Genomic DNA, 18872 nt, shown 5'->3' with positions numbered 1-18872 from the left:
CGCCCGGTTACATTCCGAACCCGGAAGCTAAGCCTTTCAGCGCCGATGGTACTGCAGGGGGGACCCTGTGGGAGAGTAGGACGCCGCCGAACAATTATTGTGGGAGAGCCCCGCACCTTATGGTGCGGGGCTTTCCTGCGTTCAGGGGCCTTTTCCGCCCCCCACCTCTTTCATAGGCGGCCTGCCGCCTTGAGGGCCAGATAAGCGTCGGCGAGCGCCGGGGCGAGATTGTCCGGCGTAGCGTCCACGACGGTGACGCCGTGGCGTTGCATCTGTTCCGAAGTACGGCGGCGCTGCTCTTGGGTCTGGGTGCCGGCGGCGGCTTCGTACACGGCCTCGACCGTGCCGCGTGCCTCGGTCATGGCGTCCGTCCTGGGGTCCGCGACCGAGGCCACCAGGACGGTGTGGCGCCGGGTGAGCTGCGGGAGCACCGGGAGGAGGCCCTCCTCGACCGGGGCGGCCTCCAAGCTCGTCAGCAGGACGATGAGCGAACGGCGCGGGGCGTGTGCGAGCGCTGCGGAACTCAGGCCGCGGGCGTCTGTCTCCACCAGCGCGGCTTCGAGCGGGGCGAGCGCATTGACGACGGCGGGCAGCAGATCTTTGGCGGTGCGGCCCTGGACGTAGGCGCGGACCTGGCGGTCGTAGGCCAGCAGGTCGACGCGGTCGCCGGCCCGGGAAGCGAGGGCGGTCAGGAGGAGGGCGGCGTCCATCGAGGCGTCGAGGCGGGGGATGTCCCCGACTCGGCCGGCGGAGGTGCGGCCGGTGTCGAGGACGACGAGGATGTGCCGGTCCCGTTCGGGGCGCCAGGTGCGTACGGCGACGGAGGTCTGCCGGGCGGTGGCTCGCCAGTCGATGGAGCGGGTGTCGTCGCCGGGGACGTACTCGCGCAGGCTGTCGAACTCCGTGCCCTGGCCGCGGACGAGGACGCTGGTGCGGCCGTCGAGTTCGCGCAGGCGGGCCAGCCGTGACGGGAGGTGCTTGCGGCTGGCGAACGGGGGCAGGACCCGTACGGTCCAGGGGACCTCGTGGTTAGCCTGGCGGGCGGCGAGGCCGAGGGGGCCGAAGGAGCGGACGGTGACGCGTGCGGCGCGGCGGTCCCCGCGCCGGGTGGGGCGGAGCACGGTGGTGATGCGGCGGCGTTCGCCGGCCGGGACCGTGATCGTGTGGCGCGAGGCGGTGTGGTCGGTGCCGCTGGGCCAGCTGCTGGGTGGCCAGGCGTCGCGGAGGTGGGCGCGCAGGCGGCGCCGGGAGGGGTTGGTGAGGGTGAGCTGGACGTTCGCGCTGTCACCCAGTCGAACGCTTGTGTCACCACTTCGGGTGAACTGGAGCCTTCGCACTGGCGCGGCGAGCGCATAGTCGCACAGAATTGCGAGGGAGAGAGGGGCGTTGACGGCGAGCATTCCCGTCCAGCTGGGGGCCAGGAGGCCCACGGGGAGGGAGCCGACGGCGGCGAGGAGGGCGGTGCGTCCGGTGAGTGCCACGGGTCGCCTGCTCAGCGGGGAACGGGGACGTGGGCGAGGATCGCGGTGATGACGGAGTCGGGGGTGACTCCTTCCATCTCCGCCTCGGGGCGCACCTGGATGCGGTGGCGCAGGGTGGGGAGGGCGAGGGCCTTCACATCGTCGGGGATGACGTAGTCCCGGCCGGTGAGCCAGGCCCAGGCGCGGGCGGTGGAGAGCAGTGCGGTGGCGCCTCGTGGGGAGACGCCGAGGGTGAGTGAGGGGGATTCACGGGTGGCGCGACAGATATCGACGACATAGCCGGCGATCTCGGTGGAGACCGAGGTCTTCGCCACGGCGGCTCGGGCGGCTTCCAGGTCGGCGGGGCCGGCGACGGGGCGCACTCCGGCGGCGCGCAGGTCGCGAGGGTTGAAGCCCTCGGCGTGCCGGGTCAGGACGTCGATCTCGTCCTGGCGGGTGGGTAGCGGGACCGTCAGCTTCAGCAGGAAGCGGTCCAGCTGTGCCTCGGGCAGGGGATAGGTGCCCTCGTACTCCACCGGGTTCTGGGTCGCTGCGACGAGGAAGGGCTCGGGGAGCGGGCGGGGCGTGCCGTCGACGGTGACCTGGCGTTCTTCCATCGCCTCCAGGAGCGCCGACTGGGTCTTCGGCGGGGTGCGGTTGATCTCGTCGGCGAGCAGGAGGTTGGTGAAGACCGGGCCGGCCTGGAAGGAGAACTCGGCGGTGCGGGCGTCGTAGACGAGCGATCCAGTGATGTCGCTCGGCATGAGATCGGGGGTGAACTGTACGCGCTTGGTGTCGACGTCGAGGGACGCGGCGAGCGCACGGACGAGGAGCGTTTTGGCGACGCCGGGGACTCCTTCGAGGAGGACGTGGCCCCGGCAGAGGAGGGCGACGACGAGTCCGGTGACGGCGGGGTCCTGTCCGACCACGGCCTTGGCGATCTCGGTGCGCAGGGCCTCCAGGGAGGAGCGGGCGCGGTCCGGGTTCTCCGCGGTCTCGGGGGTCGGGGCGCTCATGAGCTGCGTACCTCTCTTTCGAGGGCGTCGAGTTGATCGGCGAGGCGGGTGAGGGCGGTGTCGTCGGCGGGGGCCGGACCGAAGAGGAGGGTGTGCAGGTCCTGGTCGGCCGTGGTGAGCCGCGCCGAGACGGCGGGGAGGAGGACGCCGGGGGAGTGGGCGTCGGAGAGCGGCACGCCGAGGAGGGGGGCGAGCCGGGTGCGGGTGGCGGCGCGGAGGACGGTGGCGGCGCGGTCTCGGGCGTTGGCGCGGTGGTAGAGGCGGGCGCGGCCCTCGGTGGTTTCGGAGGCGCGGACGGCGACGGGCAGGTCCTCGGTGACGAGGGGGCCGAGGCGGCGGGCGCGCCAGACGGCGGCGAGGGCGGCCGCGACGGCGAGTTGGAGGGTGGCCCACAGCCAGCCGGAGGGGATCAGTTCGGCGAAGCCCCGGGGGGTGGAGTCCTGCCGGTCGCCGGTGGCGGAGGGGTCGTCGAGTGAGGGGAGGTACCAGACGAGATGAGGGCGCGTTCCGAGGAGTTGGAGGGCGAGCGAGGCGTTGCCCTGCTCGGCCAGGTGCTCATTCTGGAGCAGGTCGGGGGAGCCCAGGAGGACGGTGTCGCCGCCGGCGGGGTGGTCCACCCGCAGCAGCGTGGCCAGACCGTCGCTGGGGTAGCAGGCGTCGCCGCCGGGGAGGTCGGTGCGGTAGCGCTCGCCGCCGAGGTCGGCGGGGCCGGCTCGCTGGGCGGCGGGCAGGGAGCACGTGGGGGCGAGCGCGGAGACCGGGGCGGGGGTGGAGGCGCTCACGCCGGGGGCCAGGGTGCTGAGGGAGGGGGCGCCAGCGGAGAGGAGGACGGTACGGCCGGCTGCGGTGGTCATGTCGGAGTGCAGGAGGCGTTGCTGATGGTCGGTCAGCAGGTCCGGGGTGGTGACGAGGAGGGTGGTGTCGGGGCCGGTGGCGGCGGTGGCCTCATGGAGGGTGGTGACGACGCGGGTGGTGACGCTTCGCTGGTCGAGGAGCTGGGCGAGGGCACGGGTGCCGGTGGGGTTGGCGGACCGGGGGTCGAGCCGGCCGTGCTGGGCGTCGGAGCGTACGAGGGCCATGACGACGCCGGCGGCGATGAGGACGGCGAGGGCGATCAGGAGCCCGCGGACCCGGGTCCATGCCTGGCCGGCGGTGAGGGAGGCCGAGGTGGGCGAGGCGGTGGGGGCGGCGGTCATCCGGCCGCTCCTGGGGCGGGGGAGGTGAGGACGGGCTTGGCTCGTTGCAGAGCGGTGTCCGTGTCGGTGAGGCGCTGGTACGCGGCGCGGTCGGCGGTGCGGCCGCCGTATGTGACGTCGTCGAAGACGCGGGCGGCCGTCCGGAGTTCGTCGGCGTGGGCGGGGAGGGGGTGGCCGGCTTCGGCCGCGGCCTCGTCGGCGGTGCGGCCGGGGCGGGGTTCCAGGAGGGCGCGTTCCTCGAGGGATCGCACGATGGCGCGCATGCGTTCCTGGACGGCCTGGTTCCAGCGGCCGGCGGCGGCGTGTTCCTCGGCGGCGGCCCGGTGCTGGGCGGCGCTGCGGGGCCGGTCGTCGCCGAAGAGGGAACCGGCCGGGGCGGGCGTCCGTCGCGGGGTGCCGAGCCTCCACCACAGGGCGCCGAGCAGGGCCAGGACGGCGACGGTGACGACCACGAGGCCCAGCGGTCCGCCGGGGGTGGCGCCGGCCGCCGAGTCGAACAGGCGGCTCACCCAGTCCCAGAAGGTGTCGAGGGCGCGCTGCAGGAGGTTGGGGTCGTTCTCGTGGTACTCGGGCCGGGACAGTTCGCGTTCCGCGGCCTCGCGGGCGGGGACGCGGGGTGTGTCGAGCGGTACGTCGTCGTTGGTGGCGCGCACCGCCCACGCCGCCGGACCCCCCGTCGCCGGCACCGCATCAGCTCCTGGGGGTGGTGTCGCCGGGCGAGGGGGAGGAGCCGTAGCCGGGGACGCCGGCCGCGCGGGCCAGTTCGAGGTCGAGGGCCTCGCGGCGGATGCGCTGGTCGATGTAGAGGAGGACCGAGACTCCCGAGGAGATCGGGTACGTGATCGAGGAGGCGATGACCGCGCCGATCCCGGTGATGATCAGGAACGGCCAGCCGAACTCCGGGGCCGTGCCGGTGAACAGGCCGCCGAGGCCGGTGCCGTCCACCAGGAACGCGATGAGGGTGAACGGAATGGCGATGATCATGGAGATCAGGAACATCAGGAGCGTGGTGAGCGCCATGATGCCGAAGACCCGCCACCAGGCTCCCTGGACGAGCTTGGCGGAGCGGCGGAGGGAGGCCATCACGCCCTGGCGCTCCAGCATCAGCGCCGAGTAGGACAGGCTGAAGCGGATCAACAGCCAGACCATGACGACCAGGGCGGCGAGCCCGCCGAGGACGGTGAGCATCGCACCTGCCGGGGTGCCGCCGAGCAGCAGCCCGGGCACCAGTCCGACGGCCATGACCGTGGCGCTCAGCAGGGGCAGCAGCAGGGTGAGGCCGAGCAGCTGCGGGAGCCGGGGGCGGGCCTCGCGCCAGGCGTCGGCGAGCGTGACCGGGCGGCCCAGGACGGCGCGGCTGATGACGATGGTCAGCAGCGCGGTGGTGACGAAGGTGCCGATGAGGGTGAGGAGAGTCGTCGGGCCCAGCGAGACGAGGCTGGATTCGAGGGACTCCATCGACTGCCTGAGGGCCTCCTCGGGCGTCGGGTCGGCGCTGAGCGGCGGGGGTGTCGGCACCAGGTAGCGCTGGACGAGTATGTCGCCGATCTGCGTGACGACGGAGACCGCGAGGGTGATGCCGAGCACGGTGCGCCAGTGGGCGCGCAGGGTGGAGACCGCTCCGTCGAGGATCTCGCCGACGCCCAGCGGGCGCAGCGGGATGACACCGGGCTTGGCGGCGGGCGGCCGGCCCCAGGCGCCCTGGTGCGGGCCGCCGCCCCAGCCGGGGGCGGGCGCCCGCGGCGGTACGGGGCCGGACGGGCCGGGCACGGTGGGCGGGGACCACTGGCCGGCAGGCGGCTGGTCCTTGGACCACTTCGACGGTGCGCCGGAGGCGTCCGAGGGCTCGGCGGGACGCGGCACGTCGGCGCCCTTGCCGTCGGAGGGCGAGGATCCGGGCGAGGCCCAGCCCGGAGTGTCGTTCACGGTCGTCCACCTCGTGAATGGTTCGCGGTGCCGGCGCGTCGGGCCGGCCCGGTCGCGGTGCCGGGCCGCTCGGCGGGGCGGCGGGTTGGCAGCCATGGTGCCACGCGCTGTTCCCGGCCGGGCCCCGGGCCGGATCTCCTCGGCACCTTCTTTGTCGGTGGCTCAGCGGGCAGACTGGGCGGATGGCTGATCAGTACGCACAGACTCCCGTCTCCGCCGGGCCGCCCATGCTGCCCTCCCTGCGCTGGGAGGAGCCGCCGGAAGGTCCCGTGGTGGTGCTCCTCGACCAGACCCGGCTGCCCGCCGAGGAGATCGAGCTGGTCTGCACGGACGTGCCGGCGCTGGTGCGGGCGATCCAGACGCTCGCGGTGCGGGGGGCGCCCCTGCTGGGGATCGCCGGTGCCTACGGTGTGGCGCTGGCCGCGGTACGGGGCTACGACGTGGACGAGGCGGCCGGGCTGCTCGCGGGGGCGCGGCCCACCGCGGTGAACCTGGCCTACGGGGTGCGGCGGGCCGCCGGGGCGTACCGGGTGGTGCTGGAGAAGGGCGAGGGGCACGAGCGGGCGGCGCTGGCGGCGCTCGCGGAGGCCAAGGACCTGCACCGGGAGGACGCCGAGGCCAGTGCGCTGATGGCGGGGCACGGGCTGGCGCTGCTCGACGAGCTGCTGCCGGGCGGCGGGCACCGCGTCCTGACCCACTGCAACACCGGGGCGCTGGTGTCGGGCGGCGAGGGCACGGCGTTCGCCGTGGCGCTGGCGGCCCACCGGGCGGGCCGACTGCGGCGGCTGTGGGTGGACGAGACGCGGCCGCTGCTGCAGGGCGCGCGGCTGACGGCGTACGAGGCGGCCCGCAGCGGCATGCCGTACACGCTGCTCACGGACAACGCGGCGGGGTCGCTGTTCGCGGCCGGGGAGGTGGACGCGGTGCTGATCGGGGCGGACCGGATCGCCGCCGACGGTTCGGTGGCGAACAAGGTCGGCAGCTATCCGCTCGCGGTGCTGGCCAAGTACCACCATGTGCCGTTCGTGGTGGTGGCCCCCACCACGACCATCGACCTCGGCACCCCGGACGGGGCGTCGATCGAGGTGGAGCAGCGCGCGGGGCAGGAGGTGACGGAGCTCACCGCGCCGCCGCAGGTGGCCGCGGGCGGTGTCGGCGCGGGGGTCGGGCTGCCGGTGGCACCGCTGGGGACGCAGGCGTACAACCCCGCGTTCGACGTCACGCCGCCGGAGCTGGTGACGGCGATCGTCACCGAGCTGGGGGTGGTCTCGCCGGTCACGGGCGGCGGAATCGCCGAGCTGTGTGCGAGGTCACGCCAGGTAACGATTAGCTAATGGGATGATGTCGAATATGAAGGGACGCGTCCTTGTCGTCGACGACGACACCGCACTGGCCGAGATGCTCGGGATCGTGCTGCGTGGTGAGGGTTTCGAGCCGTCGTTCGTAGCGGACGGCGACAAGGCCCTTGCCGCTTTCCGGGAGGCCAAGCCGGACCTGGTGCTGCTGGACCTCATGCTGCCCGGCAGGGACGGCATCGAGGTGTGCCGGCTGATCCGGGCCGAGTCCGGTGTGCCGATCGTCATGCTCACCGCCAAGAGCGACACCGTCGATGTGGTGGTCGGGCTGGAGTCCGGTGCCGACGACTACATCGTCAAGCCGTTCAAGCCGAAGGAGCTGGTGGCCCGGATCAGGGCCAGGCTGCGGAGGTCGGAGGAGCCGGCGCCGGAGCAGCTCACCATTGGTGACCTGGTCATCGACGTGGCGGGCCACTCGGTGAAGCGGGAGGGGCAGTCGATCGCGCTGACGCCGCTCGAGTTCGACCTGCTGGTCGCGCTCGCCCGCAAGCCGTGGCAGGTGTTCACCCGCGAGGTGCTGCTGGAGCAGGTGTGGGGCTACCGCCACGCCGCCGACACCCGGCTGGTGAACGTCCATGTGCAGCGGCTGCGCTCGAAGGTCGAGAAGGACCCGGAGCGCCCGGAGATCGTCGTGACCGTCCGCGGTGTCGGTTACAAGGCAGGACCGAGCTGACATGTCCCGCGGCAGTGCTGCTCCGAAGCCCGGGATCCCGGGAGTCCGTGCGGGGCGGGCTGCCGGGCCGGGGCGTCAGCCGTGGCGTCCGGGCCGTCTGCTCCAGGACGGGGCACCGGGCGGTCCGGTGTTCCGGCTCCTGGCGCGCTGGATACGCCGGCCGCTGCTGCCGGCCCTGCGGCTGTGGCGGCGGAACATCCAGCTGCGGGTGGTCGCGGGCACGCTGGTGATGTCGCTCGGGGTGGTGCTGCTGCTCGGGTTCGTGGTGATCGGGCAGATGCGCAACGGTCTGCTGGACGCCAAGGAGCGGGCGGCGCAGAGCCAGGCGTCGGGCGGGTTCTCCGCCGCGCAGGGCCAGGCCGACGAGCAGCCGCCGGCGGGCGGGCCGGACGGCGCGACCGGGCGGGCCTCGCTGAACTGGCGGTCCGATCTGGTGGTGCAGCTGGCCAGTGGTGGCCAGGGCGCGTTCAACGTGGTGGCGCTCAGCTCCGACAGCGAGGGCGCGGCGCCCAGCCGGGGCGCGCGGGCCTCGGGCGGGGTGGAGCCGTCCCGGAGCATCCCGGTGGAGCTGCGGGAGCAGGTGGCCCAGGGGTCGGGGGCCTTCCAGACGTACACCCGGATCCATTACTCCGACGGCAAGCCGTCGGAGGCCGGGCTGCTGATCGGCAAGCGCCTCAACGACATCGACGGCAACTCGTACGAGCTGTACTACCTCTTCCCGCTGACGCAGGAGGAGGACTCGCTGGCGCTGGTCAAGACGACCCTGGCGACGGCCGGGCTGTTCGTGGTGGTGCTGCTGGGGGCGATCGCCTGGCTGGTGGTGCGGCAGGTGGTGACGCCCGTGCGGATGGCCGCCGGGATCGCCGAGCGGCTGTCGGCGGGGCGGCTGCAGGAGCGGATGAAGGTCACCGGCGAGGACGACATCGCACGGCTCGGCGAGGCCTTCAACAAGATGGCGCAGAACCTCCAGCTCAAGATCCAGCAGCTGGAGGAGCTGTCGCGGATGCAGCGGCGGTTCGTCTCGGACGTCTCGCACGAGCTGCGGACGCCGCTGACGACCGTGCGGATGGCCGCCGACGTCATCCACGAGGCGCGGGAGGACTTCGATCCGGTGACGGCGCGCTCGGCGGAGCTGCTGGGCGACCAGCTCGACCGGTTCGAGTCGCTGCTGGCGGACCTGCTGGAGATCAGCCGGTTCGACGCGGGCGCCGCAGCCCTGGAGGCCGAGCCGATAGACCTGCGCGAGGTGGTCCGCCGGGTGATCGGCGGGGCGGAGCCGCTGGCCGAGCGCAAGGGCGGCCGGATCCTGGTGGTGGGCGACGAGCAGCCGGTGGTCGCCGAGGCCGACGCGCGGCGCGTCGAGCGGGTCCTGCGGAATCTGGTCGTCAACGCCGTGGAGCACGGTGAGGGCCGGGACGTGGTGGTGCGGATGGCCGCCGCGGGCGGCGCGGTCGCGGTCGCGGTGCGGGACTACGGCGTCGGGCTGAAGCCGGGCGAGGCGACGCGGGTGTTCAACCGCTTCTGGCGGGCGGACCCGGCACGGGCGCGTACCACGGGCGGTACGGGTCTGGGGCTGTCCATCGCGGTGGAGGACGCGCGGCTGCACGGCGGCTGGCTCCAGGCGTGGGGCGAGCCGGGAGGCGGTTCGCAGTTCCGGCTGACGCTGCCGCGGACGGCGGACGAGCCGCTGCGCGGTTCGCCGATACCGCTGGAGCCGGAGGACTCGCGGCGCAACCGGGAGCGGGCCGCCGCCGAGGAGGCGTCCACGGGCGCCGGACGGCTGCCGACGGTGCCCGGCCAGTCGGCGGGGCGCGCGGGGCCGGCCGTGCCGTCGCGTACGGCGCTGCCGCCGCGCCGGGCGGCGGTCGCCGCCGACCCGACGGCCCTGCCCGGGAACGGGTCCCGGGTGGTGGCGCGCGGGGGCGCCGAGCGGGCGGACGAGGACGCCTCGCCGGCGCGGTCCCCGGAGCCGCCGGAGCCCTCGGCGTCGCCGGGCTCCACGACGCAGGACGGGAAGCGGGAGGGAACGACTCGTGGGCGCTGAGCGTCGGCGCGGCCGTGCGGGCGCGGTGCGCGTCGCCGTGCTGCTCGTGTGCGGGGTGGTACTGGCCGGGTGCGGATCGATGCCGGACAGCGGGGACGTCTCCCAGGTCAAGGCGTCGAACCCGGGTGACTCGCAGGTGCGGGTCTATCCGGTGACGCCCCGGGAGAACGCGGAGCCGGACGAGATCGTCAACGGGTTCCTGGAGGCGATGACCGGTGACGATCCGGGGTTCGCCACGGCCCGGACGTATCTGACGAAGAAGGCCGCCCGGGAGTGGAAGCCGGAGGAGGGCGCCACGGTGCTGCTGGCGGCGCCCGTCAGCAGGCGGGAGCGGGCGGGGATCCGCTCGACCGAGGAGCGCCTCGTGTACTCCCTGCACGGCGAGCGGATCGCCACGGTGGACGGCCGCCACGCCTACCAGCCGGTGGGCACCGCCAAGTACTCCGGCGCGATCCAGCTGGTGCAGGCGCCCGGCCCGGACGGCCAGGGCAAGGAGTGGCGCATCGACAGCCTCCCGCCGGGGCTGCTGCTCGGCGAGTCGGACTTCCAGCGCAACTACCGGTCGGTCAACAAGTACTACTTCGCCTCCGGCCGCCGCTGGGTGGTGGCCGACCCGGTCTACATCCGCCAGCGCCAGGACCCGGTGACCCGCATGGACCCGATGGCGCAGACGGTCAGGGCACTGCTGGAGGGGCCGACGAACTGGCTGGAGCCGGTGGTCGATTCGAGCTTCCCCACCGGTGTGGCGCTGAAGGACGGGGTCACGTCGCTGACCCCCGACGAACAGAACAAGCTGAAGGTGCCGCTGAACGAGAAGGCGGACAACATCGCCTACGAGACGTGCCGGCGGATGGCGGCGCAACTGCTGTTCACCGTCGGCGACCTGGCCTCCACGCGCGTGGAGCAGGTCGAGGTGCAGCGTGAGGACGGCGGCACGATCTGCACGCTCGGCGAGAGCCAGAAGGAGAACTACCGGGCCGACCCGTCGGGCGGTGTCGCCGCGGACCCGTACTTCATCGACGCGTCGGGCCGGCTGGCGCATCTGCGGACCGGTTCGGAGAACGCGGTGCACCAGGCGCCCGTGCCCGGGCCGTTCGGGAGCGGGGCGCTGAAGGCCGGCAAGGTCGCGGTCGCCCGCGACGAGCGGCGGGCGGCGGTCGTCTCGGCCGACGGCCAGTACCTGCGGGTCGGGTCGATCGTGTCGGACGCGGACACCGGGGCGCCGCAGCCCCTGCTGCGCAGCAACGGCGTCCTGCCGGAGGACCGCTTGTCCGCGCCGAGCTGGGACGGCCGCGGCGGCCTGTGGATCGCCGACCGGGACCGGGCCGCGCCCCGGCTGCTGTACCTGCCGGACGGCTCCGAGGAGCCCCTGCCGGTGGCGGCGCCCTGGCTGACCGAGGGCGTACGGGTCGAGGCGCTGCGGGTATCCGAGGACGGGGTGCGCATGGCGCTGCTCCTGAAGGAGGGCGACAAGACGACCCTGCACATCGGGCGGGTCGAGCGACGCGGCAGCGGTGGCCGCCAGACGGTGCAGGTGGTGGACCCGCAGGCGATCGCCCCCCGGATGGAGTCGGTGACGTCGGTGTCCTGGGCGGGCCAGAGCCGCCTGGTGGTGCTGGGCAAGCTGGCCGGCGGGGTGCAGCAGGTGCGGTACATCCAGACGGACGGTTCCACCTCGGCGGCGGCGATCCCGGGGCTGAACCAGGTGAAGGTGGTCGCCGCGTCCAACGACGAGCGCACCCCGCTGATGGCCGCGTCCGCCGACGACGGGATCGTCCGGCTCCAGTCCGGTGCGAACTGGCAGCCGGTCGTCGAGAAGGGCACTTTCCCCGTCTACCCCGGCTGAGCATCCGGCCCGGCTTCGGCGTCCGGCATCCGGTGCCGGGCGGGGTTTTCCACAGGGGTGGCCGCCCGGCGGCCGGGCCGGGACAGTGGACCCGTGCGCTGGTGGTGGCGGGAGATGGCGGGCCTGGTCCTGCCCGTGGCCTGCGGGGGCTGCGGACGGGCCGGTGCCGGGCTGTGCGGGGACTGCGAGCGGGCGCTGCACGGGTCCGGCGCGCGGCGGGCCCGGCCGGTGCCCGAGCCCGCGGGACTGCCGGTGGTGTACGCGGCGGCGCCGTACGCGGGCGCGGTACGGGCGGTGCTGCTCGGCCACAAGGAGCGCGGTGCGCTGGGGCTCGCCCGGCCCCTGGGGCGCGCGCTGGCCGGTGCCGTGCGGGCCTCCGCGGGGGCGCCTGGCGGCCCGGGCGGTGGCCCCCTGCTCCTGGTGCCGGTGCCCTCGGCGCGGGCCGCGGTGCGGGCGCGTGGGCACGACGCGGGGCGGCGGCTGGCGCGGGCGGCGGCGGCCGAGCTGCGGCGGGCCGGGGTGGCGGCGCGGGCCGCGCCGGTGCTGTGCCAGCGCCGGCCGGTGGCGGACCAGTCCCGGCTGGGCGCGCGGCAGCGGCATGTGAACCTGGCGGGCGCGCTGGAGGTGGTGCCCGGCGGGCGGCGGCTGCTCGCCGGGGGCAGGCCCGTCCTGGTCGACGACCTCATGACGACCGGCGCCTCACTGGTCGAGGCGGCACGGGCACTGCGTGCCGCGCGGACCGGTGAGGAACCGCAATTCCGGGCGTCCATACCGGTGTGCGCGGCGGTTGTCTCGGCTCCGTCGATCTCGTTCGAAATAAACCGGAACTGACGGGGAACTTGCAACGTTGCAGGTACTGAGAGCGCGAAAACACCTGATCGGAGGTTCGTGCGGACAGCGGGTGCCGACATCCGTCCGGGCGAGCTATGTTCGGTGTGAGGAATGGCGAAAGCCGCGCTTCACCGAATGCACTGCTGTGTTTCCGGCCGGATTCCGGGCACGGTCAGGACATGGAAGGTGGTGGGGTGGGGAGGCTGCCGACGGGGGAGGAGGAGGTCAGTCGCCAAGTCCGGGACTCCGGTGATCACCGGGGTCGAGTGCAAAAGGGAGATGCTCGCCGGCCGGTGGGCCGGCAGAAGCGATCCGGGAACGGAGTTCTGCGTGGACATCGTCGTCAAAGGCCGCAAAACCGAGGTGCCCGAGCGGTTCCGCAAGCACGTGGCCGAGAAGCTGAAGCTGGAGAAGATCCAGAAGCTCGACGCCAAGGTGATCAGCCTCGACGTCGAGGTGTCCAAGGAACACAACCCGCGGCAGGCCGACCGGTCCGACCGCGTGGAAATCACCCTCCACTCCCGGGGTCCGGTGATCCGGGCGGAGGCCGCGGCGGGCGACCCCTACGCAGCCCTCGACCTCGCGACGGGCAAGCTGGAAGCACGGCTGCGCAAGCAGCACGACAAGCGCCACACCCGCCGCGGCAACGGCAGGCTCTCGGCCGCCGAGGTCGCCGACGCCGTTCCGGGCGTGGCCCATCTGAACGGCAACGGCGCGCTGGCGGTGGAGGAGCGCGACTCCGTGCCCACCACTCGAATGGGTTCACTGGAGGTACAGGGCGAAGGCCCCCTGGTGGTCCGCGAGAAGACCCACACGGCCGCCCCGATGACGCTGGACCAGGCTCTCTACGAGATGGAGCTGGTCGGCCATGACTTCTACCTCTTCGTCGACTCCGAGACGAAGCAGCCCAGCGTCGTCTACCGCCGGCACGCCTACGACTACGGCGTGATCCACCTGGAGAGCGACCCGCTCGCCGGCTCCGAGGCAGGAGGCGCGGGGGGCGCGCTCGGCGGCTGACGTCCGCCGGACCACCACGGTGGTGCCCCTGGAAGCGCCCCGCGTGCGCCCCCAGGAGCACCACCGTGCGCCCACTGGATCACCGTTTCGCCGCCCGGGCATGGAATCATGACGGGGCACGCCAACCCGGGCCCCGACGGCCGGGGTTGGCGCATCGCACACGAACGTCCAGCAGGGCCCGCGCAGGGGGAGGAACGATGGCGGACAGCTTCGGCCCGGTGCACCACCCGGGCGGCTCCGGCGCCCCGGTGGGCGGAGCGGAGTACGGGAGCGTCGCCGGCACCGACGCGGAGGGGTGCACGTCCCGCAAGGAGCCCATCAGGGTCCTGGTCGTGGACGACCACGCGCTCTTCCGCCGGGGTCTGGAGATCGTCCTCGCGCAGGAGGGGGACATCCAGGTGGTCGGGGAGGCGGGGGACGGCGCCGAGGCCGTCGACAAGGCCGCCGACCTGCTGCCCGACATCGTGCTGATGGATGTCCGGATGCCCAGGCGCGGCGGGATCGAGGCCTGCACCTCCATCAAGGAGGTGGCACCCAGCGCGAAGATCATCATGCTGACGATCAGCGACGAGGAGGCCGACCTCTACGACGCGATCAAGGCGGGTGCGACCGGTTACCTCCTCAAGGAGATCTCCACCGACGAGGTCGCCACCGCCATCCGGGCGGTCGCCGACGGACAGTCGCAGATCAGCCCCTCCATGGCGTCCAAGCTGCTCACCGAGTTCAAGTCCATGATCCAGCGCACCGACGAGCGCCGGCTCGTCCCGGCGCCCCGGCTGACCGACCGGGAGCTGGAGGTGCTCAAGCTGGTCGCCACGGGGATGAACAACCGGGACATCGCCAAGGAGCTGTTCATCTCCGAGAACACGGTGAAGAACCACGTCCGCAACATCCTGGAGAAGCTCCAGCTGCACTCCAGGATGGAAGCGGTCGTCTACGCGATGCGGGAGAAGATCCTCGAGATCCGCTGAGGCCCGTCGGCGCCGCGCAGGACCGGGCGGACCGGCCCGCCCGGCACCGGCGGGGCCCGGGCTCAGCCGAGAGCGGCCACGGCGGCGGAGAGCGGTACGGCCAGCTCGGGCCGGTCCACGCGCTCCACCCGGACCGCGTCGCAGCCGACCCACCCGGCCGCCTCGCGCAGCGCCCGGGCCATCGGCTCCACGGCCTTGGGGGAGTCCAGCGACACCTGCCGGGCCACCAGCGTCGTGCCCTCCCGGGCCGGATCCACCCGGCCCAGCAGCTTCCCGCCGGCCAGCAGCGGCATCGCGAAGTAGCCGTGTATCCGCTTCTGCCGGGGGACGTACGCCTCCAGGCGGTGCGTGAAGCCGAAGATCCGTTCCGTGCGGGCCCGTTCCCAGATCAGCGAGTCGAACGGCGAGAGCAGGGTCGTCCGGTGCCGGCCGCGCGGGACGCTCGCCAGCGCCCCGGGATCGGCCCAGGCGGGCTTCTCCCACCCCTCCACCCGCACTGGCACCAGCCCCGAGTCCGCCACCACCGCGTCGAACTGCTCGCCCTTCAGCCGGTGGTAGTCGGCGATGTCCGCGCGCGTGCCCACGCCCAGTGCCTGGCCCGCCAGCCGCACCAGGCGCCGCAGGCACTCGGCGTCGTCCAGCTCGTCGTGCAGCAGGGAGGCCGGGACGGCGCGCTCGGCCAGGTCGTACACCCGCTTCCAGCCGCGCCGCTCGGTGCACACCACCTCCCCGTGCATCAGCGCCCGCTCCACCGCGACCTTGGACGCCGACCAGTCCCACCACTCCCCGCCGTTCTTGGCGCCGCCCAGCTCGGTGGCGGTCAGCGGCCCCTCGGCGCGCAGCTGCTTGATCACCGCCTCGTAGGCACCGTCCGGGAGGTCGTGGTGCCACTGCGGGCGGCGGCGGTAGGCGCGGCGGCGGAAGGCGAAGTGCGGCCACTCCTCGATCGGCAGGATGCAGGCGGCGTGCGACCAGTACTCGAAGGCGTGCCCCTCCGTCCAGTACGCCGTGTCGACCGTGCGCCGGCCGACGGCGCCCAGCCGGGCGTACGGGATCAGCTCGTGGGAGCGGGCCAGCACGGAGATCGTGTCCAGCTGGACCGCGCCCAGCCGGCGCAGGACGCCGCGCACCCCGGCGCGGCGGTCCGGCGCCCCCAGGAAACCCTGGGCGCGCAGGGCGATACGACGGGCCTCGTCGGCGGAGAGCTCGGCGGTGGGAGGCGGCAGGGGCGTCTGGGTCCGCACGGTCGTCATGCTCGGCACGATAGACCCCGGCACTGACACCCGGCACGGAGAGCGGAACGGCCTCCGGTAGGGCGGCCGGCGGGCGGGCCGACGGCCGGCACCGCGAGGGGGACGACGGGGGCGAGCGGGCGGCGGAGGCGGGAGTTTTCGGGTTCGGCGGCACCTTCGGCGCGTCCCGCGCGTTCTCCTTGCGGGCGGCATGCCGGCGCGGCAGTCGGCCCAGGTGAGCGCGGACCTCCCGGCGCGGTGGCGTCCTCGCTTACGATGGCCGTTGCGGTGGGGCCCACCTGCCGTGCCCGTGCCAGTGTCCATGACAAGACCTAGTGCCAGGCCCGACCGGCAAGGAGACCAGCCTCAGTGTCCGTCTTCAACAAGCTCATGCGTGCAGGCGAAGGCAAGATCCTGCGCAAACTGCACCGCATCGCGGACCAGGTCAACTCCATCGAAGAGGACTTCGTCAACCTCTCCGACGCCGAGTTGCGGGCGCTCACCGAGGAGTACAAGCAGCGGTACGCCGACGGTGAGAGCCTCGACGACCTGATGCCCGAGGCGTTCGCCACCGTCCGCGAGGCCGCCAAGCGCGTGCTCGGCCAGCGGCACTATGACGTCCAGCTGATGGGCGGCGCCGCCCTGCACCTCGGTTACGTCGCCGAGATGAAGACCGGTGAGGGCAAGACCCTCGTCGGCACCCTCCCGGCGTATCTGAACGCACTGTCCGGCAAGGGCGTGCACCTGATCACGGTCAACGACTACCTGGCCGAGCGCGACTCCGAGATGATGGGCCGCGTCCACAAGTTCCTCGGCCTGGAGGTCGGCTGCATCCTGGCGAACATGACGCCGGCGCAGCGCCGTGAGCAGTACAACTGCGACATCACGTACGGCACGAACAACGAGTTCGGCTTCGACTACCTGCGCGACAACATGGCGTGGTCCAAGGACGAGCTCGTCCAGCGCGGCCACAACTTCGCCTGTGTGGACGAGGTCGACTCCATCCTCGTCGACGAGGCGCGTACGCCGCTGATCATCTCCGGCCCGGCCGACCAGGCCACCAAGTGGTACGGCGACTTCGCCAAGCTGGTCACCCGCCTCAAGCGCGGCGAGCCCGGCAACCCGCTCAAGGGCATCGAGGAGACCGGCGACTACGAGGTCGACGAGAAGAAGCGCACCGTCGGCATCCACGAGTCCGGTGTCGCCAAGGTCGAGGACTGGCTGGGCATCGACAACCTCTACGAGTCGGTGAACACCCCACTCGTCGGGTACCTGAACAACGCCATCAAGGCCAAGGAACTGTTCAAGAAGGACAAGGACTACGTCGTCATCGACGGTGAGGTCATGATCGTCGACGAGCACACCGGCCGTATTCTCGCCGGCCGCCGCTACAACGAGGGCATGCACCAGGCGATCGAGGCGAAGGAAGGGGTGGACATCAAGGACGAGAACCAGACCCTCGCCACGATCACCCTGCAGAACTTCTTCCGCCTCTACGACAAGCTCTCCGGCATGACCGGTACGGCCATGACCGAGGCCGCCGAGTTCCACCAGATCTACAAGCTGGGCGTCGTCCCGATCCCGACGAACCGGCCGATGATCCGCAAGGACCAGTCGGACCTGATCTACCGCACCGAGGTCGCCAAGTTCGCCGCGGTGGTCGACGACATCGAGGAGAAGCACAAGAAGGGCCAGCCGATCCTCGTCGGCACGACCTCCGTCGAGAAGTCCGAGTACCTGTCGCAGCAGCTGTCCAAGCGGGGCATCCAGCACGAGGTGCTCAACGCCAAGCAGCACGACCGGGAGGCGTCGATCGTCGCCCAGGCCGGCCGCAAGGGCGCGGTCACCGTCGCCACCAACATGGCCGGCCGCGGTACGGACATCAAGCTCGGCGGCAACCCCGACGACCTCGCCGAGGCGGAGCTGCGCCAGCGCGGCCTCGACCCGGTCGAGCACCAGGAGGAGTGGGTCGCCGCGCTGCCCGCCGCCCTGGAGAAGGCCGAACTGGCCGTCAAGGCCGAGTCGGAGGAGGTCAAGGACCTCGGCGGGCTCTATGTGCTGGGCACCGAGCGGCACGAGTCGCGGCGCATCGACAACCAGCTGCGCGGTCGTTCCGGCCGTCAGGGCGACCCCGGCGAGTCCCGCTTCTACCTGTCGCTGGGCGACGACCTGATGCGGCTGTTCAAGGCGCAGATGGTCGAGCGCGTGATGGCGATGGCCAACGTCCCCGACGACGTGCCCATCGAGAACAAGATGGTCACGCGCGCGATCGCGTCCGCCCAGTCGCAGGTCGAGCAGCAGAACTTCGAGACCCGTAAGAACGTCCTCAAGTACGACGAGGTCCTCAACCGGCAGCGCGAGGTCATCTACGGCGAGCGCCGCCGCGTCCTGGAGGGCGAGGACCTGCACGAGCAGATCCAGCACTTCATGGACGACACGATCGACGCCTACATCGAGGCGGAGACCGTCGAGGGCTTCGCCGAGGAGTGGGACCTGGAGCGGCTGTGGGGCGCCTTCAAGCAGCTCTACCCGTGCAAGGTCACCATCGAGGAGCTGGAGGAGGCGGCCGGCGACCGCGCCGGGATCACCGCCGAGTTCATCGCCGAGTCCGTCAAGGACGACATCCACGAGCAGTACGAGGCCCGCGAGAAGCAGCTCGGCTCCGACATCATGCGTGAGCTGGAGCGCCGGGTGGTGCTGTCGGTCCTGGACCGCAAGTGGCGTGAGCACCTCTACGAGATGGACTACCTCCAGGAGGGCATCGGCCTGCGGGCGATGGCGCAGAAGGACCCGCTGGTCGAGTACCAGCGCGAGGGCTTCGACATGTTCACCGCCATGATGGAGGGCATCAAGGAGGAGTCCGTCGGCTACCTGTTCAACCTGGAGGTCCAGGTCGAGCAGCAGGTCGAGGAGGTCCCGGTGCAGGACGCGGCCGCCAGGCCGTCCCTGTCCAAGGAGGACGCGGTGCCGGCGCAGGCGGGTGCCGGGCGGCCGGAGATCCGCGCCAAGGGCCTGGACGCCCCGCAGCGGCCGGACCGGCTGCACTTCTCCGCCCCGACGGTGGACGGCGAGGGCGGTGTCATCGAGGGCGACTTCGAGAACGGCGACGGGTCCGGCGGCGCCGAAGGCGACGGCCTGACGCGCGCCGAGCGGCGCAAGGCGCAGAAGGGCGGGCGTCGCCGCAAGAAGTGACGCCTCCCGCCACACCTCCTGGTCCGCCTCCCGCCGGGCGGCGGACCGAGGCGGATTGAGGTGGGCGTGCCGGGGCCGGGTGTGCGACAGGACTGTCGCGCACCCGGCCCTTC

14 protein-coding genes and 1 rRNA gene are annotated in these 18872 nt (G+C 72.7%); 9 read left to right on the top strand and 6 right to left on the bottom strand.

Translation table 11 applies throughout. The features are described 5' to 3' along the window. Nucleotides 1–92 (top strand): 5S ribosomal RNA (gene rrf, locus ACF08D_RS11415); the annotation flags it as partial. Between the two features lie 78 nt (nucleotides 93–170). Here rrf and ACF08D_RS11410 read toward each other — a convergent pair. Genes ACF08D_RS11410 through ACF08D_RS11390 form a run of 5 tightly spaced genes read right to left on the bottom strand, consistent with a single transcriptional unit; the run spans nucleotide 171 to nucleotide 5598 of the window. Beyond that, nucleotides 171–1481 carry a DUF58 domain-containing protein gene (locus tag ACF08D_RS11410; RefSeq protein WP_392222314.1) on the bottom strand — a complete coding sequence of 437 codons (1311 nt, stop codon included), beginning with the start codon at nucleotides 1479–1481 and terminating at the stop codon, nucleotides 171–173. Between the two features lie 11 nt (nucleotides 1482–1492). Beyond that, nucleotides 1493–2476 carry an AAA family ATPase gene (locus ACF08D_RS11405; protein ID WP_392222313.1) on the bottom strand — a complete coding sequence of 328 codons (984 nt, stop codon included), beginning with the start codon at nucleotides 2474–2476 and terminating at the stop codon, nucleotides 1493–1495. Further along, nucleotides 2473–3672: a DUF4350 domain-containing protein gene (locus ACF08D_RS11400; protein WP_392222312.1), complete on the bottom strand. Its 1200-nt coding sequence runs from the start codon at nucleotides 3670–3672 to the stop codon at nucleotides 2473–2475. The genes ACF08D_RS11405 and ACF08D_RS11400 overlap by 4 nt, the downstream gene beginning before the upstream one ends. Then, nucleotides 3669–4358 (bottom strand): DUF4129 domain-containing protein, encoded by a 690-nt coding sequence (locus ACF08D_RS11395; protein ID WP_392222311.1) that lies wholly within the window; start codon nucleotides 4356–4358, stop codon nucleotides 3669–3671. The genes ACF08D_RS11400 and ACF08D_RS11395 overlap by 4 nt, the downstream gene beginning before the upstream one ends. Before the next feature lie 4 nt (nucleotides 4359–4362). Continuing rightward, the gene (locus tag ACF08D_RS11390) at nucleotides 4363–5598 is read right to left on the bottom strand and encodes a hypothetical protein (protein WP_392222310.1); all 1236 of its coding nucleotides are present in this window, start codon (nucleotides 5596–5598) and stop codon (nucleotides 4363–4365) included. Nucleotides 5599–5780: 182 nt separating this feature from the next. Here ACF08D_RS11390 and mtnA point away from each other — a divergent pair, with 182 nt between their 5' ends. From mtnA to ACF08D_RS11355, 7 genes are all read left to right on the top strand, one after another. After that, a complete protein-coding gene (gene mtnA, locus ACF08D_RS11385) occupies nucleotides 5781–6932 on the top strand; it encodes an S-methyl-5-thioribose-1-phosphate isomerase (protein ID WP_392222309.1) in 1152 nt (383 codons plus the stop codon). Between the two features lie 4 nt (nucleotides 6933–6936). After that, entirely contained in the window at nucleotides 6937–7626 is a 690-nt protein-coding gene (gene mtrA / locus ACF08D_RS11380) for a two-component system response regulator MtrA (RefSeq protein ID WP_389878118.1), read from the top strand. Nucleotide 7627: 1 nt separating this feature from the next. Next, nucleotides 7628–9670, top strand: a complete 2043-nt coding sequence (mtrB, locus tag ACF08D_RS11375; protein WP_392222308.1) for an MtrAB system histidine kinase MtrB — start codon at nucleotides 7628–7630, stop codon at nucleotides 9668–9670. Then, nucleotides 9660–11516, top strand: a complete 1857-nt coding sequence (locus ACF08D_RS11370) for an LpqB family beta-propeller domain-containing protein (RefSeq protein WP_392222307.1) — start codon at nucleotides 9660–9662, stop codon at nucleotides 11514–11516. The genes mtrB and ACF08D_RS11370 overlap by 11 nt, the downstream gene beginning before the upstream one ends. Nucleotides 11517–11609: 93 nt before the next feature. Then, nucleotides 11610–12347, top strand: coding sequence for a ComF family protein (locus ACF08D_RS11365; protein ID WP_392222306.1), 738 nt, complete (start codon nucleotides 11610–11612; stop codon nucleotides 12345–12347). Between the two features lie 330 nt (nucleotides 12348–12677). After that, nucleotides 12678–13364 carry a ribosome hibernation-promoting factor, HPF/YfiA family gene (gene hpf / locus ACF08D_RS11360; RefSeq protein WP_392222305.1) on the top strand — a complete coding sequence of 229 codons (687 nt, stop codon included), beginning with the start codon at nucleotides 12678–12680 and terminating at the stop codon, nucleotides 13362–13364. Between the two features lie 197 nt (nucleotides 13365–13561). Continuing rightward, entirely contained in the window at nucleotides 13562–14335 is a 774-nt protein-coding gene (locus tag ACF08D_RS11355; protein WP_392222304.1) for a response regulator, read from the top strand. A 62-nt stretch (nucleotides 14336–14397) separates the two neighbouring features. On the opposite strand, the gene ACF08D_RS11350 is transcribed toward ACF08D_RS11355, so the two are convergent. Beyond that, nucleotides 14398–15588, bottom strand: a complete 1191-nt coding sequence (locus ACF08D_RS11350) for a winged helix-turn-helix domain-containing protein (RefSeq protein WP_392222303.1) — start codon at nucleotides 15586–15588, stop codon at nucleotides 14398–14400. Between the two features lie 348 nt (nucleotides 15589–15936). On the opposite strand from ACF08D_RS11350, the gene secA reads away from it, so the two are divergent. Further along, nucleotides 15937–18759 carry a preprotein translocase subunit SecA gene (gene secA, locus ACF08D_RS11345; RefSeq protein ID WP_392222302.1) on the top strand — a complete coding sequence of 941 codons (2823 nt, stop codon included), beginning with the start codon at nucleotides 15937–15939 and terminating at the stop codon, nucleotides 18757–18759. Nucleotides 18760–18872: the final 113 nt, after the last annotated feature.

It is taken from the genome of Streptomyces sp. NPDC015131 (assembly GCF_043079975.1).
GTDB lineage: Bacteria > Actinomycetota > Actinomycetes > Streptomycetales > Streptomycetaceae > Streptomyces.
The sequence above is the reverse complement of the archived record's forward strand: the minus strand, read 5'-3'. Positions and strand labels throughout refer to the sequence as shown.

What these genes read in the sequence shown, in the direction of transcription:
- ACF08D_RS11405 (WP_392222313.1), bottom strand. Translation starts at nt 2,476, where the DNA reads ATGAGCGCCCCGACCCCCGAGACCGCGGAGAACCCGGACCGCGCCCGC.
- ACF08D_RS11400 (WP_392222312.1), bottom strand. Translation starts at nt 3,672, where the DNA reads ATGACCGCCGCCCCCACCGCCTCGCCCACCTCGGCCTCCCTCACCGCC.
- mtnA (WP_392222309.1), top strand. Translation starts at nt 5,781, where the DNA reads ATGGCTGATCAGTACGCACAGACTCCCGTCTCCGCCGGGCCGCCCATG.
- mtrA (WP_389878118.1), top strand. Translation starts at nt 6,937, where the DNA reads ATGATGTCGAATATGAAGGGACGCGTCCTTGTCGTCGACGACGACACC.
- mtrB (WP_392222308.1), top strand. Translation starts at nt 7,628, where the DNA reads ATGTCCCGCGGCAGTGCTGCTCCGAAGCCCGGGATCCCGGGAGTCCGT.
- ACF08D_RS11355 (WP_392222304.1), top strand. Translation starts at nt 13,562, where the DNA reads ATGGCGGACAGCTTCGGCCCGGTGCACCACCCGGGCGGCTCCGGCGCC.
- ACF08D_RS11350 (WP_392222303.1), bottom strand. Translation starts at nt 15,588, where the DNA reads ATGACGACCGTGCGGACCCAGACGCCCCTGCCGCCTCCCACCGCCGAG.